This window comes from Curtobacterium sp. MCBA15_004, assembly GCF_001865055.2.
Lineage (GTDB): Bacteria > Actinomycetota > Actinomycetes > Actinomycetales > Microbacteriaceae > Curtobacterium.
This window is the reverse complement of the sequence record NZ_CP126266.1, coordinates 2,794,370-2,810,278: the sequence shown is the minus strand read 5'-3', so window position 1 is coordinate 2,810,278 and position 15,909 is coordinate 2,794,370. Positions and strand designations below refer to the sequence as shown.

The 15,909-nt window shown below is 67.5% G+C and carries 15 protein-coding genes; 12 read left to right on the top strand and 3 right to left on the bottom strand.

From position 1 onward, the window contains the following. Positions 1-101: 101 nt before the first annotated feature. Positions 102-1,088, bottom strand: a complete 987-nt coding sequence (locus QOL16_RS13230; RefSeq protein WP_083230223.1) for a LacI family DNA-binding transcriptional regulator — start codon at positions 1,086-1,088, stop codon at positions 102-104. Between the two features lie 258 nt (positions 1,089-1,346). Here QOL16_RS13230 and QOL16_RS13225 point away from each other — a divergent pair, with 258 nt between their 5' ends. From QOL16_RS13225 to QOL16_RS13175, 11 genes are all read left to right on the top strand, one after another. Continuing rightward, positions 1,347-2,282 (top strand): carbohydrate ABC transporter permease, encoded by a 936-nt coding sequence (locus QOL16_RS13225; RefSeq protein ID WP_065962218.1) that lies wholly within the window; start codon positions 1,347-1,349, stop codon positions 2,280-2,282. Continuing rightward, a complete protein-coding gene (locus tag QOL16_RS13220) occupies positions 2,279-3,244 on the top strand; it encodes a carbohydrate ABC transporter permease (RefSeq protein ID WP_071282067.1) in 966 nt (321 codons plus the stop codon). Before QOL16_RS13225 ends, QOL16_RS13220 begins: the two co-directional genes overlap by 4 nt. 197 nt (positions 3,245-3,441) lie before the next feature. Beyond that, complete coding sequence (locus QOL16_RS13215; RefSeq protein WP_171898759.1) at positions 3,442-4,776, top strand: sugar ABC transporter substrate-binding protein; 1,335 nt, start codon at positions 3,442-3,444, stop codon at positions 4,774-4,776. A gap of 69 nt (positions 4,777-4,845) precedes the next feature. Further along, a complete protein-coding gene (locus QOL16_RS13210; protein WP_071282064.1) occupies positions 4,846-6,777 on the top strand; it encodes a beta-galactosidase family protein in 1,932 nt (643 codons plus the stop codon). A gap of 779 nt (positions 6,778-7,556) precedes the next feature. Next, on the top strand, positions 7,557-8,567 hold the full coding sequence (locus tag QOL16_RS13205; RefSeq protein ID WP_071282062.1) for a DUF1152 domain-containing protein: 1,011 nt from the start codon (positions 7,557-7,559) through the stop codon (positions 8,565-8,567). Positions 8,568-8,901: 334 nt separating this feature from the next. Then, positions 8,902-10,002, top strand: coding sequence for a hypothetical protein (locus tag QOL16_RS13200; protein ID WP_071282060.1), 1,101 nt, complete (start codon positions 8,902-8,904; stop codon positions 10,000-10,002). Beyond that, on the top strand, positions 9,995-10,672 hold the full coding sequence (gene hisG / locus QOL16_RS13195; protein ID WP_139197512.1) for an ATP phosphoribosyltransferase: 678 nt from the start codon (positions 9,995-9,997) through the stop codon (positions 10,670-10,672). The genes QOL16_RS13200 and hisG overlap by 8 nt, the downstream gene beginning before the upstream one ends. Beyond that, positions 10,669-11,400 carry an NTP transferase domain-containing protein gene (locus QOL16_RS13190; RefSeq protein WP_065962205.1) on the top strand — a complete coding sequence of 244 codons (732 nt, stop codon included), beginning with the start codon at positions 10,669-10,671 and terminating at the stop codon, positions 11,398-11,400. Before hisG ends, QOL16_RS13190 begins: the two co-directional genes overlap by 4 nt. After that, positions 11,397-12,626 carry an MFS transporter gene (locus QOL16_RS13185; RefSeq protein WP_065962202.1) on the top strand — a complete coding sequence of 410 codons (1,230 nt, stop codon included), beginning with the start codon at positions 11,397-11,399 and terminating at the stop codon, positions 12,624-12,626. Before QOL16_RS13190 ends, QOL16_RS13185 begins: the two co-directional genes overlap by 4 nt. Beyond that, complete coding sequence (locus QOL16_RS13180) at positions 12,613-13,155, top strand: GNAT family N-acetyltransferase (RefSeq protein WP_171898757.1); 543 nt, start codon at positions 12,613-12,615, stop codon at positions 13,153-13,155. Before QOL16_RS13185 ends, QOL16_RS13180 begins: the two co-directional genes overlap by 14 nt. A 10-nt stretch (positions 13,156-13,165) precedes the next feature. Then, a complete protein-coding gene (locus QOL16_RS13175; RefSeq protein ID WP_071282056.1) occupies positions 13,166-13,993 on the top strand; it encodes a methyltransferase in 828 nt (275 codons plus the stop codon). 130 nt (positions 13,994-14,123) lie between these two features. Here QOL16_RS13175 and QOL16_RS13170 read toward each other — a convergent pair whose 3' ends face one another. Next, positions 14,124-14,456, bottom strand: coding sequence for a biopolymer transporter Tol (locus tag QOL16_RS13170; RefSeq protein ID WP_065962197.1), 333 nt, complete (start codon positions 14,454-14,456; stop codon positions 14,124-14,126). A 49-nt stretch (positions 14,457-14,505) separates the two neighbouring features. Between QOL16_RS13170 and QOL16_RS13165 the strand changes: the two genes are divergently transcribed. Continuing rightward, complete coding sequence (locus QOL16_RS13165; protein WP_071282054.1) at positions 14,506-15,579, top strand: spore photoproduct lyase family protein; 1,074 nt, start codon at positions 14,506-14,508, stop codon at positions 15,577-15,579. Positions 15,580-15,632: 53 nt separating this feature from the next. Here the strand turns inward: QOL16_RS13165 and QOL16_RS13160 are convergent, their stop codons facing one another. Beyond that, on the bottom strand, positions 15,633-15,809 hold the full coding sequence (locus QOL16_RS13160; RefSeq protein ID WP_139197513.1) for a CsbD family protein: 177 nt from the start codon (positions 15,807-15,809) through the stop codon (positions 15,633-15,635). Positions 15,810-15,909: the final 100 nt, after the last annotated feature.

Sequence of the window (15,909 nt, the reverse complement as noted above, 5' to 3'; positions counted from 1 at the left end):
GCCCCGCGCCGTTGCCGGCTTGCCCCGCGCCGGCGCCGCTCAGCCCTGCGGCGGTGCCGCTCAGCCCCGCGGCCGAGCCGCTCGCCCCGCGGCGGCACCGCTCAGCCCTGCGGCGGTGCCGTGCTCGCGCGTTCGACCAGCCGGACCGGCACCAGGTCGGTCTCGCCCCGCACCGGGACGCCGTCGATCTGGTCGAGCAGGTTCGCGACCGCGCGCCGCCCGACCTCGTCGAAGGACTGGTGCACGGTGGTGAGCGGCGGCCAGAACGAGTCGGCCTCGGGGGAGTCGTCGAACCCCACGACGCTCAACGACGACGGGACGGCGCGACCCCGTTCGTGCGCCGCACGCAGGACCCCGAGCGCGGTCTGGTCGTTCGCGGCGAACACCGCGGTCACCTCGGGTCGGTCGGCGATCTCGAGGCCCGCCCGGTAGCCGTGCTCGGTCGTCCAGCCGCCGTGGAACACCGGCGGGACCGGACGGCCGGCACGTTCGAGCGTGTCCTGCCACGCGGCGAGCCGGCGGGCGGCGGAGTACGACGAGGTCGGCCCGGCGACGTGCCAGACGGTCTCGTGCCCGAGGTCGAGCAGGTGCTGCGTGGCCTGCCGGGCGCCGTCGGCCTGGTCGGTGTCGATCGAGGGGTGGTCGGTGGTGCCGGTGGAGTCGACGACGACCATCGGCACGCCGTCGGGCAGCACGACCTCGGCAGTGTCGATGATGTGCGACTCGATGATGATCACGACGCCGTCGACGGCCTGTTCGTGCAGGCGCGAGAAGGCCGAGCGGACGCCCTCCTCGGTGCGCGACGCCATCGGCAGCAGCGTGATGGTGAAGTCCGCCGCGACGGCCGCCTCGGCGATCGCCTCGAGCGTGCGCATGTTGCCGAAGGACGCGAGCGAGAACATGATCACGCCGATGGTGCGGAAGCGTCCGGAGCGCAGGGCCCGGGCGGCGCGGTTCGGCCGGTAGCCGAGTTCGTCCATCGCCCGCTGCACGCGGTCGCGGGTGTCCGGGCTGACGTTGTCGAAGCCCCGCGCGACGCGGGACACGGTCTGCATCGACACACCGGCGGCCTCGGCCACGGCGGCCATCGACGGCGCACGGCGGCCAGCCGTCAGGTCGGTCGACACGGGCGCTCCTCGGGGCTGGTGGGGCGGGGCAGTGACGGGTGCGGACGGGGTTCCGTGCCGACCCGCGACGGCGCAGGACTCCCGAACGGTAGCGCATGTTGACGTTGCCATGCTACGGTTCCGACGTTCGATGTTGACGTCAACATCGACGTCCCCCGACCACGGACCGAGCAGCACCGGACCCGGTCGGCACACGAACGCACCAGACGAGGGAGTCACATGAGCACGCTCGCAGCGCGTCCGGCCGAGGCGGCCTCCGCCCCGCGGCCGACCGCTCGCCGCCCCAAGCCCCGGGGGCGGTTCACCGGCTGGCTCTTCGTCGGCCCCTTCGTCGTGGTCCTCGTGGCCATGCTCATCGTCCCGATCGGCTACGCGCTCTGGCTCAGTCTGTTCCGCGACCAGCTCATCGGCGGCAACCAGTTCGTCTGGTTCGCCAACTACGTGCAGCTGTTCCAGGACGCCAAGTTCTGGTCCGGCCTCGGCCGCGTCGCGCTGTTCCTCGTCGTGCAGGTCCCGATCATGCTCGGCCTCGCGCTCGTCGCCGCCCTCGCGCTCGACAGTGCCCGCCTGTGGGGGACCGGCTTCTTCCGCATCGCGGTGTTCCTGCCCTACGCGGTCCCCGGTGTCGTCGCGGCGCTCATCTGGGGCTTCATCTACGGCAACCAGTTCGGTCTGACCGGTGCCGCCAACCAGGCCATGGGCATCGACCTGCTGCAGCCGTTCAGCCCGGACTGGGTGCTCACCTCGATCGGCAACGTCGTGACGTGGGAGTTCCTGGGCTACAACATGCTCATCTTCTACGCCGCGCTCCGCACGGTGCCGGGTGAGCTGTACGAGGCCGCCGAGCTCGACGGTGCCGGCCCGATGCGCACGGTGTTCTCGATCAAGATCCCCGCGCTCCGCGGCCCGATGGTGATCGCGACGATCTTCTCGATCATCGGCAGCTTCCAGCTCTTCAACGAGCCGAACCTGCTGAAGACCCTGGCCCCGAACGTCATCGGCAGCGCCTTCACCCCGAACATGTACGCCTACTCGCTGTCCTTCAGCGGCCAGCAGTTCAACTACTCCGCCACGGTCGCCATCGTCATGGGCGTCATCACCGCCGTGATCGCCTACGTCGTCCAGGTCCGCGGAACCCGCCAGGAGAACCGATGAGCACCCTGCAGCACCCCGCCGGCCCGGCGACCGTCACCGAGGCGACCACGACGCAGCGCGACCCGCGCACCGTGACGAGCCGCGCCTCCCGGAAGGCCCGCAAGCCCGTCGACGGACGCAAGGTGAAGCGCTCCGGCCTGCTGACCGCGGTCATGGTGGTCTTCGTCGTCTACTCGTTCGCGCCGCTGTTCTACCTGCTCGTGAACAGCACGAAGACGCAGTCGTCGCTCCTGTCGACCTTCGGCCTGTGGTTCGGCGGCGACTTCACCCTCTGGCAGAACATCGTCGACACGCTGACCTACGACGACGGCATCTTCGTCCAGTGGCTCGGCAACACGCTGCTGTACGTCGTCGTCGGCGCCGGCGGTGCGACCCTGCTCGCGACGGTCGCCGGGTACGGCATGGCGAAGTTCCAGTTCCCCGGCCGCCGCGCGGTGTTCGCGGTCGTCCTCGGCGCGATCGCGGTGCCCGGTACCGCCCTCGCCGTCCCGACCTTCCTGCTGTTCTCGCAGTTCGGCCTGACGAACACCCCGTGGGCGATCATCCTGCCGTCGCTGATCAGCCCGTTCGGCATGTACCTGATCTGGACCTACGCGATCGACGCGATCCCGACCGAGCTCATCGAGGCCGCCCGCATGGACGGCGCCGGCGAGTTCCGGATCTTCTTCACCATCGCGCTCAAGCTCCTCGCCCCGGGCGTCGTGACGGTCCTGCTGTTCGCGGTCGTCGCGACCTGGAACAACTACTTCCTGCCGCTCATCATGCTGAGCGACCCGAAGTGGTACCCGCTGACCGTCGGCCTGAACCAGTGGAACGCGCAGGCCACCGGCTCCGGCGCGCAGCCGATCTACAACCTCGTCGTCACCGGATCGCTCCTCACGATCATCCCGATCGTGGTCGCGTTCCTCTTCCTGCAGCGCTTCTGGCAGTCCGGCCTCGCGGCCGGGTCCGTCAAGGCCTGATCCCGCCACCCGGCTGCCGGTCCACCTCGGACCGTCGGCCGGGAGGCACGGTGCCGGTCCGCCCCGGACCGCACCGCAGCACCACCGCACGACCCGGCGCCGGCCGGCGTCCGCACCGCCCGCGGTGCGGCCGGTCCGGCACCGGCGCACCACCTGCACCACGGAACATCCCCGATCACGAAGAAGTGGAAGGCACCATGCACAAGCGCATCCGGCGCGGGTTCAGCGCCCTCGCCATCGGCGTCACCGCCGCCATCGCCCTCGCGGCCTGCGCCTCCGGTGGCTCGTCCGCCGGCGGCTCGTCCGGCGACATCGACAAGGCACTCAAGGACGGCGGCACGCTGACGTACTGGTCCTGGACCCCCTCGGCCAAGGACCAGGTCGCCGCGTTCGAGAAGCAGTACCCCAAGGTGAAGGTCAAGATCGTCAACGCCGGCACCGGTGCCGACCAGTACACGAAGCTGCAGAACACGATCAAGGCCGGCTCGGGCGCCCCCGACGTCGCGCAGGTCGAGTACTACGCCCTGCCGCAGTTCGCGCTGTCGGACTCGCTCGTCGACCTCAAGTCGTACGGCTTCGACAAGCTCGAGAGCAAGTTCTCGAAGGGCACCTGGAGCAACGTCGCGATGGACGGCAAGGTCTACGGCCTGCCGCAGGACTCCGGCCCCATGGCGCTGTTCTACAACGAGAAGGTCTTCGACCAGTACGGCATCGCCGTGCCGAAGACGTGGGACGAGTACGTCGCCGCGGCGAAGAAGCTGCACGAGGCCGACCCGTCGAAGTACATCGCGGCGGACTCCGGCGACGCCGGCTTCACCACGAGCATGATCGCCCAGGCCGGCGGCACCCCCTTCACCACGAAGGGCGACCAGGTCACGATCAACCTCGAGGACGCCGGCACCAAGAAGTGGACCAAGACCTGGGACCAGCTCGTCGAGCAGGGGCTCCTGTCGAAGACCACCGGCTGGACCGACGACTGGTACAAGCAGCTCGGCAACGGCCAGATCGCCACGATGATCACCGGCGCCTGGATGCCCGGCAACCTGATGGCCAGCGTCCCCGAGTCGAAGGGTGACTGGCGCGTCGCCCCGATGCCGACGTACGACGGCGGCCAGGCACAGACCGCGAGCAACGGCGGCAGCGCCGAGGCGGTCATGAAGCAGTCGAAGAACCCGGCCCTCGCCGCGGGCTTCCTGAAGTGGCTCAACTCGTCCAAGGAGTCGACGAAGGTCTTCATGGAGTCCGGCGGCTTCCCGTCGACCACCGCCGACCTCGACTCCAGCGCGTTCCTGCAGGAGAAGCCGGAGTACTTCGGCGGCCAGGAGATCAACAAGGTGCTCGTCGACGCGTCGAAGACCTCGGCCACCGACTTCACCTACCTGCCCTACCAGGTGTACGCGAACAGCGTCTACGCGGACACCGTCGGCCAGTCGTACGAGAACGGCACCTCGCTCGAGAGCGGGCTCGAGGCCTGGCAGAAGGCCCTCGTGAAGTACGGCAACGACCAGGGCTTCACGGTCACCAGCAAGTAAGACGTCCCACCACCACCTCGGGGCCGTGCGGATCTTCCGCACGGCCCCGATCCCTGAGAGGGTCACACCATGCGCTTCGCCATCGGCGACACCGACTTCCTGCTCGACGGCGAGCCGCACCGGGTGCTCTCCGGCGCGATCCACTACTTCCGCGTCCACCCCGACCTGTGGCAGGACCGGATCCGCAAGGCCCGGCTCATGGGCCTCAACACGATCGAGACCTACGTCGCGTGGAACGCCCACGCGCCGCGTCCCGGTGAGTTCGACCTGACCGGCGGACTCGACCTCGGGCGGTTCCTCGACCTCGTCGCCGCCGAGGGCATGCACGCCATCGTCCGCCCCGGCCCGTACATCTGCGCCGAGTGGTCGAACGGCGGCCTGCCGTACTGGCTCTTCGCGGACGGCACCGTGGGTGTGCGCCGCGACGAGCCCGGCTTCCTGGCCGCCGTGCGGCAGTACCTGGAGCAGCTCGCCCCCGTGCTCGTCCCGCGGCAGGTCGACCAGGGCGGGCCGATCGTGCTCGTGCAGGTCGAGAACGAGTACGGCGCGTACGGCTCCGACCCCGTGTACCTGACGAAGCTCGAGCAGATGCACCGCGACGTCGGGCTGACCGTGCCGTTCACGAGCGTCGACCAGCCGATGGGCACCATGCTCGAGGACGGGTCGCTGCCGTCGCTGCACAAGACCGGGTCCTTCGGCTCGCGGTCCACCGAGCGGCTCGCCCGCCTGCGCCAGGCCCAGCCCACCGGTCCGCTCATGTGCTCGGAGTTCTGGGACGGCTGGTTCGACAGCTGGGGCGAGCACCACCACACCACGCCCGCGTCCGCGAGCGCCGAAGACCTCGACGTCCTGCTGGCCGCCGGCGGCTCCGTGAACATCTACATGTTCCACGGGGGCACGAACTTCGGCTTCACGAACGGCGCGAACGACAAGGGCGTCTACCGGCCGATCGCGACGTCGTACGACTACGACGCACCGCTCGACGAAGCCGGTCGCCCCACCGACAAGTTCCACGCGTTCCGCGCGGTGATCGAGCGCTACGCGCCCGTCCCGCCGCTGCCCGCCTCGATGCAGCCGGGCGGGTCCGGTCACCTGGACGAGGACGCGCCCGCCGCGCTGGCATCCGGAGCAGCTGGCTCCGCGCCGGGTGCGTCGGCACCGGTCGCGTCGGCACCGGGTGCGTCGGCACCGGTCGCGTCGGCACCGGGTGCGTCCGGCACCGGCCGGGAGGCGCGCCCCGCGCCCGCCGCGGACGTCGCCGTCCGCCTCGACCGGGTCGCGTCGCTGCGCTCCCTGCTACCCGCGCTCACCGACTGGTCGACGCACGACGAGCCGCCGACCTTCGACGCGCTCGGGGCGGCCAGCGGCTTCGTGCTGTACCGCGCCGAGGTCGACCTGCCGGACGGCGGCGTCCTCACCGTCGGCACCGAGGTCCGCGACCGTGCGGTCGTCTCCGTCGACGGCGTCGTGGTCGGCGTGCTCGAACGCGAGCACCACGACCGGGCCGTCGCGCTCCCGCCGGTCACCGGCACGCTCGAGCTCCTCGTCGAGGACCAGGGGCGGGTCGACTACGGCCCCCGCATCGGCGAGCCGAAGGGCCTGGTCGGCGGGGTCGCCGTCGACGGGGTCCCGGTCGCCCGGTGGACCGCGTCACCGCTCGCCCTCGACCCGATCGCCCCCGCCGCGCTGTCGCTGCTCGCCGAGGCGGTCCCGACGGACGGCGACGTGCTCGCCGGGCCGGTGTTCGCCGCAGGGTCGTTCGAGCTCGCGGAGCCGGGGGACCGGTACCTGTCGCTCGACGGCTTCCGGAAGGGCGTCGCCTGGGTCAACGGGTTCTGCCTCGGCCGGTACTGGTCGCGCGGGCCGCAGCGGACCCTCGCCGTGCCGGGTCCGGTGCTGCGGGCCGGCCGCAACGAGGTCGTCGTGTTCGAGGTGCACGCGTCGGCCGCACGCCGGGTGTGCCTGCTCACCGAGCCCGACCTCGGCCACACCGAGGCGTAGCGCGAGCGTAGGCCGACGCCCGGGGGCAACCAAGCGCTGTACTCCGGGTGTAGCTGCCTGCGCGGTTCGCGTGATCGGCACAGCCCGAAGGGTTCAGCCGGACCTGCTCTCCCATCGAGGCCAATCTCACAACACCTTCGCCGGCGTCCAACGTCCTCTCCTCTCGGACCGAGACGGGGCTTGCCGGCAGAACCACGGGGAACGACTCGACGTGTACGAGCGTCTCGGAGGACCTGTTAGACCACTGTTCTGGCGGTGTGCACCAGGCAGCTTTTGACGGTCGTCCAGGCTCGACACATCCTCCGATTCCGCGTCGATCCCGACCGCGGCTCGAGTCGCTCGACGTCAACCGAAGGGAACCCTGAGTTCTGCGTCTCGAATCGACTCCATGGCGCCGTTCGACTCGACCGAGCCGGGCGGAAGCACTCAGACCGGCCAGGTCGTGGAGAACGAAGGATGACGTCCGCCGATGGACGCCACACGGCTGCCGCCACCTCCCCTCGACAAACGCGCTGTCCGTGGGCAGCCACGACCACGAACCGAGATGTGGCATGTGACGTACTACGATAGTAGGGTGAGACTGCCGCTACAGCGTGGCGCGAGTGGAGAAGGGGGGTGATTCGCCGTGGAAACGAAGAACGCTCTTGAAGCGCTGATCGAGGAGATCGAGTCGATCGACATCGCACAGCTTCCCGAGGACAACTTGATGAGCTGGTGAATTCACGGCTCGCTCCCCTCCACGACACGGGGAGCGAGCCGCCCTACCACTGGGGAGAACAGTGACCGTGTACATGGCCGCCGGAGGGCCGGGCGATCTCATCGTCGCTGCCGCCCTTTCTGAGGTGAGTCCGATCGACAGTTTTGTCACGTTCGCTTGGCGTCGTGACGCTCTGTCTGCCGGCTACAGCCCATGGTCGGCACTGCATGGGGTAGACCGAGCGGCTCATGGCCGGGTCGACCCTGAGACGTTCACCATCGACGGCAGGTGGGATCAGGTGCGCACTCTGGCCCAGAACCTACCCGGGAGCTTGCACCTGCTCGATGTCGACGACTTGTCCTGGTCCGCCGGCGTGTTGAACGCGTTGGTCTCGAAGGACGTCCACGAGCGCGTGGTTCTGGTCGATGCGGGGGGAGACATACTGGGCGAGGCTTCTCATGAGGGCTTGACGAGTCCCTTGCTCGAAGCACTTGCAATTCGTCTCGTGATCGACGCCGACCAGATCCGGGCCGCTGATGTGATCGTGGCCGGCCCGGGGGTCGACAACGAGCTGACTCAGGTAGAGATCACCGTCCGCCTGTCCGAGATGCCGCACGAAGACTGCCGTATCGATGCGGGGGCACCGAAGCTCCTGGACGTGTTCGACGCCGTCGACTCCGAAGCGAGCAGGCTTTGGCTCAGCGCCCTTTCGGGTCGCCGCGGCCGAGTGTGGTGCGATGGGCGAGGGCGGCCAGTGCACCTCAACTTTTTCGCCGCCCGAGCTGTTCGTCTACCGCTGACAGCGTTGACCCGAAATCCTGGGCTCGCGGTGCGCCCCGCCGCCAGGGGGATTCGGGATGCCAATGTCGATCTCGTCGACAGCGGGTACGTCGATGAGATGCGTGCAAACGCATCTCGCCTTTCCGTCCTACCGATCCAGGCCCGGCGAGAAGCGGTCGACGATTGCCGTGTAGGTGATTTCGTCACCAACCGGTTCCAGCAACGTTACGGGAGGCAGTTGTTGACGGTGCGAAGTGTTGGCGACGGTCTTCTGTCGAGGATCGAGGCGATCGGCAGTGATCGTGCAGTCTGAGGCGATGGAAGTGCGGCTGACCTTCGATGAGCTGGAGGGTGTTGCATCTCGAGCAAGACGCGACTCCAAGCCCCCGTACGTCCGAGTCCGGCTTCCAGGCGGCGCTCTCGCCGTTGCAACGGCGCCCCCGCCGAACTGGCAGTCGCGCTTCGAACTGCGAGGGCGTGCTTCTCGGGCCGAGCGAGGGTACTTGCTTGCCGGCCACGGCGACGGCTTGCATCTCCTGCTCGGCGATTCGTGTCTGTGTGGCGCGCGCGTCTCGGTGGGCACGGACAGCGCGGCTGACGGCTGCAGAGCAGGCGGGGCGTGCCGAAAATCGCGAGCGGTGCGCTGCGTGAAGTTTGCGGCGAACATGCGAGGCGACGTGTGTTTCCTCCTTTCTTGCAACAGCGCAAACCTCGCAGCCCAGCTCGGCTCGCCGGGCCTGAGTCTCGCGTGGACGCTCCTTGAAGCTGGCTTCTCGAAGGTGGTTGCTTCGACGAGGCAGGTGATCGTCAACCGAAGGCAGATCGCTGTCATCGAGGACAGCTGGATGGCCGGTGACTCGGTCGAGAAGATCGTCCAGAACTTGAACGATCTACCGGAGGTGGATGGCGCGTACGTCCTCCTGGTGCCCGCTGGGGGGGACGAGGCCGAAGAACACCCGGACGCCTCGTCGAACCTGCCACGGTCCTTCCCGACGAGAGCGCCGTCTCAGGTGAAGCGATTACGGGCCATCGAAGAAGTCATCCTGGCCGCCGTTGCGCACGTGGGCGCCAACAGCGCGCTTGGCCGACGACTTGCGGAGCAGGGGAGGTTGATATCCGGGCTCGCGACACTGGAGACGAGAGCATACTTCTCCGCAGCGACGCCGCAGGCCGACCTGCGCGATCGCATTCATCGCGCGATCAGGACTGGCTGGGAGCACTGCGTCGAAGAGGGCCTACTCGGGTCAGGATCGGGTCACGGAGACGTTCTCCAGAAAGCGATGATCGGTAGAGCGCGGCTCGCACCGAGCAGCTCGACACATTCCGGACGATTCTGCGCCATGTGTTCGGGGACGGTCTGGCAAACGACGAGCGGTGTGGCGCAGCGCTGGTTGATCTCTTGGTGCAGCGGTTGCGGCGTCAAGCGGGCTTCCGCCCAGGGCGATGGTCCCGCGACCTTCTTGGATGTGGACAGACCTGTACTGGCTGGTGGACGTCACTTGGTGCGCCTACCGATGTCCGACGAGACGACATCGGGGACTGTCTTCGTACAAGTTCGCGACAAGTCGAGGAGAGTTCCGGTCGTCGAACAGAGCGAACGTTTCGAAGAGCGGCCGAGTGATGTGTTGTTCGCAGTGCCCGGCGACGCAGGGCCTGACATCGGCTCGGTGCGAGTGGTCATCTTCGGTACCGATCGCCTGGCGTACTTGCGCGAGGTGTTCGAGATAGAAAGAAGTGTGGATGAGTGAAGCGAGATCGTTCCTTGATCTGCCACGCGTCGAGCGAAGAGAGGCTCTACGATTCGGGGTGCCGAACCAGGGCAGGTTGCGTGCGGAAGTGCGGGAGGCTCTCGACTGGAAGGGATGGGGCTCCGACAGTAGGAGTCTCACTTTCCGTGCAGACGGAATCCTGGTCGTCCTCGCCAGATCCACGGACCTTCCGAGGTTAGTAGCGAGCGGCGCCCTGGATGCGTGCGTCTCCGCGCACGACTACGTCGTCGAGTCGGGGACAGCGTCGCAGTTGCGCATGGTGAAGGACCTCGGCATCCAGCGCACGAAGTTGTGCGTTGTGCGGCGTGACGACGATGAAGAGCTCGAGGATGTCACCCGATCTCTCACCGTCGTCAGCCAGTACCCGAACATCGCCAGCGACTGGATCCGACGTCACCCCCTGCGCCGTCGTATGACGCTCGTTCCGATCGACGGAGCGGCCGAGGTGTTCGTCAGTCTGGGTATGGCCGACCTAGCAATCGATGCAGTCATGACCGGCCTGAGCCTCGAGGCGAACGGTATGCGGATCGCTGAGTGCTTGTTCGAGAGTTCGGGACGGATCTACCGGTCCCGGCGGATTGCGAAAGATGCCCGGGCACTGCAGTTGCTCACCGGTGTGACGGCGCGTATGGATTCGGCGCTCCGGTGAGGGCCATCATCCTGGCGGGCGGTCTCGGCACCCGGGTCTCGTCGCCCGGTCCGAAGGCGCTCGTCCAGGTCGCAGGAAGAGCGTTGCTCGAGTGGGTGCTTGAGGAGACTGAAGGATTGGAAACCACGATCCTGGTCCGTGACGATGCGCTGACTGCCTTCGAGCACGAGCCTTGGCTCCGCGGAGTGCGTATCTCCGTAGCGAAGGCAGATACGCCCGCTCGATCGATCGCGCGTGAAGTTTCGGTCGGCGAGATCGTCGTGGTGCTGCATACAGACGAATTGTGTCTGGGCTCGGCAGGAGCGAGATGCTACTCAGCGATCGCGGAACGGTTCAACTTGCCGGTGGTCGGCTCCTCGGCGGCTCGCCTCACAGAGACAATTCGACTGGGGTTGAGTCGGTCGGCTGAAGTCGTCCTGGAAGACGACGAGCGCTTCCCGCCGGGGGAGTTCGACCCCCTCATGATGGACATCGGGGCTGGGGAAGCGAAGTGGGCGCGGAGGAGCGACGCGCCCCAGGGAGTGCAGGCGCGGTACATCGGGCGCTACGCCTTCAGGACATCGGAGGCGCTCCTCGCCAACCTCAGCGTCGGACGGAGTGTTCTCGGGGCGATCTTGGCTTCCTCCGCCCGCTTCGTCGCTGCTGACCTGCCGAAGACCTATCAGGACTGCGGCACCGACGCCCTGTTGCGGCTCGCCGACGAGCAGATCGGGGTTGCCAGCACGTGAATCAGTTCGCACTGCTGCGCCGCAACAGGGCGTTCTCGCGGTTCTGGTTGAGTCAGGTGACGGGGCTGATGGGTGCGTCGCTCATGACCGTGGTCGCGAGTCTCGCGGTGCTGGAGCACGGCGGCGACGCCTCGAGCGTCGCGGAGATACTCGCTGCTCGCGCGATCGGTCTCTTCCTTGGTTATCTCGTGCTCGGGGGATTGAGTGTGCATCTCGAGCCACGGAACCTCATGATCTGGGCCGACTTACTGCGGGTTCTGACCACTCTTCTCGTGGCTGTTGGGATATCGACGGGCTGCTTCCCGGTCGCGGTCGCGGCCGTTCTGGTCACTGGCTTGGCCGAGGCAGTGTTCTCCCCGTCTGCACGGGCGCTCCTGATTGCGATCGTCGCGAGCGACGATCTCGCTTCAGCGAACAGCCTGTCCTCTCTTGCACGGAGCTCCACCATGATCGCGGGACCCGCACTCGCAGCTCTCCTCCTGCTCATCGTGGCACCCGTGTGGGGGATTCTCCTGAACTGCGCGGCTTTCGGGATGAGCGCACTATTCCTCGGCCGGCTGCTGTACGTCGGCGGGACGGACAAGCGGCCAGCCTTGACTCCACGAACCTATGCGCGAAGCCTTCGCGAGGGTGCGGCTGCTCTGTTGTGCACCAGCTGGCTGTGGCGGTACGCGACGGCCGGGGCTCTGCAGACGGTTCTGGCGGTCGGGGCATGGACGGTGCTCGGGCCAGTACTCGTGCGAGACGCGTGGGGAGCGAGTGCGTTCGGGGCGGTGCTCGGTGCCTTCGCGATCGGCGGCCTGATCGGTGCCTTGTCCGCACCGGTTCTGGCGCGGGGACGGGCAGCGGTCCGCGCAAGCCTGTTCGTAGCCCTCTTCGGGGTCGCTTTGTTGGGTGTAGCTCAAGAGCGCCTCGCGATCTGTCTCCTGGGGTGCTGCATCGGCGGGGCGAGTCTCGAGCTGGGAAAAGTGCTCTTCGACACGGTGCTGCAGACAAACATTCCTGCAGAGTTGCTCGGTCGGACCAGCGCTCTGCTGATGCTCCCCTCGACATTCCTCCTCCCGCTTTCGTACCTCGTCGTAGGTGGGCTGTCCGAGCGCATCGGTCCGGCACCGGTGATCAGAGCAGCGGCTGTGTCCGCAGCGATGTGCATGGTTGTCTTCGCGATGCAAAGAACCACGAGATTGATGGAGGTCAAGGATGAAAGCGCAAGTGCTCCCAGCTGAGGAGATCGACGCCGGTGACGGGATCTCCCTCACGCCTCTCCGTGCCGAGGACGCCGATGATTGTTTCCTGGCCTGTCAGGACGAGACGGTGAATCGCTGGATTCCGTTGCCTTCGCCGTACACGCGGGCTATCGCTCGTAGCTGGTGCGAAGGGGGTGCTGAGGCCTATCGGCTCAGCGGTTCCGGGGTTCAGTTCGCGATTCGCTTGTACGGGTCCTTCGTCGGTTGTATGTCGCTGAAGAACCCGAATTGGAGGGAAGGCATCGTAGAGGTCAGCTACTGGTTGGCTGAGAACGAGCGGGGGAAGGGCATCACCGGCCGTGCGGTCGCGGCCTTGTCGAACTACGCGTTCTCGGTCGGCTTCGATCGGGTCGAGCTGCGTGTGGCGCAGGGTAACTCGGCGTCAGCCCGTGTAGCTCAGAAAGCAGGTTTCCGAGAAGAGGGTCTGCTGCGCTCTGCGGGAGTCCTTCGTTCTGGCCGCACGGACATGCGGCTCTTCTCATTGCTCATGACCGATGTGTTCAAGTGAGGAGAGGCGGATGTTCGACATCGAGATCGAGTTGACATCGGATCTCTCCTCTGTCCGGACACGCGTGTTCCACAGAGGGCGCTTGGTCAGGAGCTACGAGCGAGGCGCCCCACGGTCTCTGCTGACAGACGCTGTTCGCTACGTCTCGTCCGGACTTGCGTTGAGACTGGAGGTCATCTTCGAGGAGACGCGGATCGTCTGGGCTCCCGGTGCGTATCAAATCACGCTCGACGCCTTCCGGCTGGTGCGAGCGGCGCGCGCACGCCTCGCTGGAGGGTCGACGCGGACTCTGATCGACGTCGGTTGCGGCTCGGGCGTGGTCGGACTGAACCTCATCGCCGCGCTCGATGGGCTGGAGGCCATCACGCTGCTCGACCTCAGCGAGAGCGCACTTCGGCTTGCTGAGCAAAATTTCGACGGGATCGATCAAGTGGTTCATGGTGCGTTCGTGCTTTCCGACTACAGAAGCCTCGAGCGGGGGCAGGAATTCGACGTGGCAGTGAGCAACCCTCCTTACTTCCCCAGCGGTTCTGTGATCCCAAGGGTCGGGCAAGTCACCATGAGCGATGAATTCGGACTCTACGGATCGCTTGTCGATGCGGTCGGTGTGCACGCAGAAAAAGTGATCATGACTCGCTCCGAGGCTTTCGCTTCGGAGATCGACGCGATCATCGAAACACGATCCGATCTGGTCGTCTCCCGTCTTGCCAGTTGGAGAGCACCGTTACCAGCTCACCTCATCGCGCCGCAGTTCCTGGGGCGGTTCGACGATCTTCCGAGTTCGGCTCACGAGGTTGAACACGAGGTCTCCGTGCTCGAGCTGTGCCTCAAGTCGTGAGAGCGGAACCGTGCTTGCAGGATGTGCCAGATCCGCGACTGACCTGACGAAGTCACCTCAGCAGGGCCGCTGCGGTGATGGACCTGAGCGTCGAGACCCCGCTCCAGTTGAAGCGGGCGGATCGCCGCAGTCACGATCGGTGCGAGTCGGGAACGTCGAGAGTGTCGAGCGCGTCGAGCTCCTCGAGTGCCCGCCGGGCGTCGGCGACCCGGTCGGCCTCGGGGCGCGTCCACCACTCCGGACCGCGTTCGCCGAGCCCGTGCTTCGCCAGGCCGTTCCGGTGCCGGGCCGCAGCGAGCGCGGCGTCGTCGCCCGCACGCTTCGCCTGCCGGACCCCGCCCCGCCCGCGGCCGAGGTGGGACCGGAGCGCCGCGGCGAGGTCCTCGGGGAGCGCGGGGTCGGTGCGGCGCCAGCGACGGCCGTCGACGACGAAGAAGTGGTCGTCGGGTTCGCTCGCGGGCACGACCCGAGTCTGCCAGGCGGTGTCGGCGGTGCCCGGTAGACAGGAGCCGATGACGGAACCACGCGTGCGCCCGATGCTCGACGTCCGACGCATCTACGCCGAGGACGCGGCGCTCGCACTGCCCCGGGGGCAGGAGGTGGTCGGGCGCTGGCCGGACGCCGCGATCGTCCCGGTCGCCTCGCACTGGCAGATCCCCGAGGTGCACGGCGACGAGCGCAACGTGCAGCGGTGGGTCCGGATCAAGACCGAGGCGCTCGTGCTCGGCGTGAAGAAGTCGCTCGTCACCCGGCCGAACGGCCGCTCGGCGGACTTCATCGCCCCGTCCACGGCGAACGGCTGCGCGATGGCGTGCGCCTACTGCTACGTGCCCCGGCGCAAGGGGTACTCGAACCCCGTGACGGTGTTCGCGAACATCGAGCAGATCACGGCGCACCTCGCGCGGAACATCGCGAAGCAGGGGCCGAAGACCGAGCCGAACCAGTGCGACCCCGAGGCGTGGGTGTACGACATCGGCGAGAACAGCGACTGTTCGGTCGACGCGGTGCTCAGCGACAACGTCCGCGACCTGTGCGACCTGTTCCGGATGAGCCCGACCGCCAAGGCCTCCTTCGCCACGAAGTACGTCAACCGCGACCTGCTCGACTGGGACCCCCTCGGCCGCACGCGCGTCCGGTTCTCGCTCATGCCGCACGAGACGGCCAAGGTCACCGACATCCGCACCTCGCCGATCGCCGAACGGATCGCGGCGGTGAACGACTTCGTCGAGGCCGGGTACGAGGTCCACCTCAACTTCTCGCCCGTCGTCCTCACCCCCACGTGGGAAGCCGACTGGACCGAGCTGCTCCGGCAGGTCGACGACGTCCTGTCCCCGGCGGCCAAGGCGCAGCTCGCGGCCGAGGTGATCTTCCTCACCCACAACGAGCCGCTGCACGAGGTCAACCTCGGCTGGCACCCGAAGGCCGAGGACCTGCTGTGGCGCCCGGACCTGCAGGAGCGCAAGGTGTCCCAGAACGGCGCCGTGAACGTCCGGTACCGGTCGGGCATGAAGGGACAGCTCGTCGAGCGGTTCCGCGAGCTGGTCGCCGAGCACCTGCCGAGCTGCCGCATCCGCTACGCGTTCTGAGACGACGGACGCCCGCACCGACGAACGGTGCGGGCGTCAGGGTCGAGCGAGGGTCACTTGCCCTCGAACGCGTCCTTGGCCTTCTCCTTGTCGAGGCGAGCCTCGCCCATGACCTGGTCCTTCTGGCCCTGGTGGGTCAGTTCGGCGTCGTCGGTGTGCTTGCCGACGGTCTCCTCGACCTTGCCGACGACCTTCTGCGTGACGTCCTTGGCCTTGTCTGCGAGCGACATGGTGCTTCCTTCCTGCGGGGATCCGCCGAGGGACCCCGGCGCCTGTGCACCAGACACAACCACGGGCCGCCCGCCCGCTCGCGGCCCAGCCGGAGGTTCG

Excerpts from the sequence above, each read along its gene's own strand:
- QOL16_RS13230 (WP_083230223.1), bottom strand. The coding sequence starts at position 1,088 with ATGGCCGCCGTGGCCGAGGCCGCCGGTGTGTCGATGCAGACCGTGTCC.
- QOL16_RS13225 (WP_065962218.1), top strand. The coding sequence starts at position 1,347 with ATGAGCACGCTCGCAGCGCGTCCGGCCGAGGCGGCCTCCGCCCCGCGG.
- QOL16_RS13220 (WP_071282067.1), top strand. The coding sequence starts at position 2,279 with ATGAGCACCCTGCAGCACCCCGCCGGCCCGGCGACCGTCACCGAGGCG.
- QOL16_RS13215 (WP_171898759.1), top strand. The coding sequence starts at position 3,442 with ATGCACAAGCGCATCCGGCGCGGGTTCAGCGCCCTCGCCATCGGCGTC.
- QOL16_RS13210 (WP_071282064.1), top strand. The coding sequence starts at position 4,846 with ATGCGCTTCGCCATCGGCGACACCGACTTCCTGCTCGACGGCGAGCCG.
- hisG (WP_139197512.1), top strand. The coding sequence starts at position 9,995 with ATGAGTGAAGCGAGATCGTTCCTTGATCTGCCACGCGTCGAGCGAAGA.
- QOL16_RS13175 (WP_071282056.1), top strand. The coding sequence starts at position 13,166 with ATGTTCGACATCGAGATCGAGTTGACATCGGATCTCTCCTCTGTCCGG.
- QOL16_RS13165 (WP_071282054.1), top strand. The coding sequence starts at position 14,506 with ATGACGGAACCACGCGTGCGCCCGATGCTCGACGTCCGACGCATCTAC.
- QOL16_RS13160 (WP_139197513.1), bottom strand. The coding sequence starts at position 15,809 with ATGTCGCTCGCAGACAAGGCCAAGGACGTCACGCAGAAGGTCGTCGGC.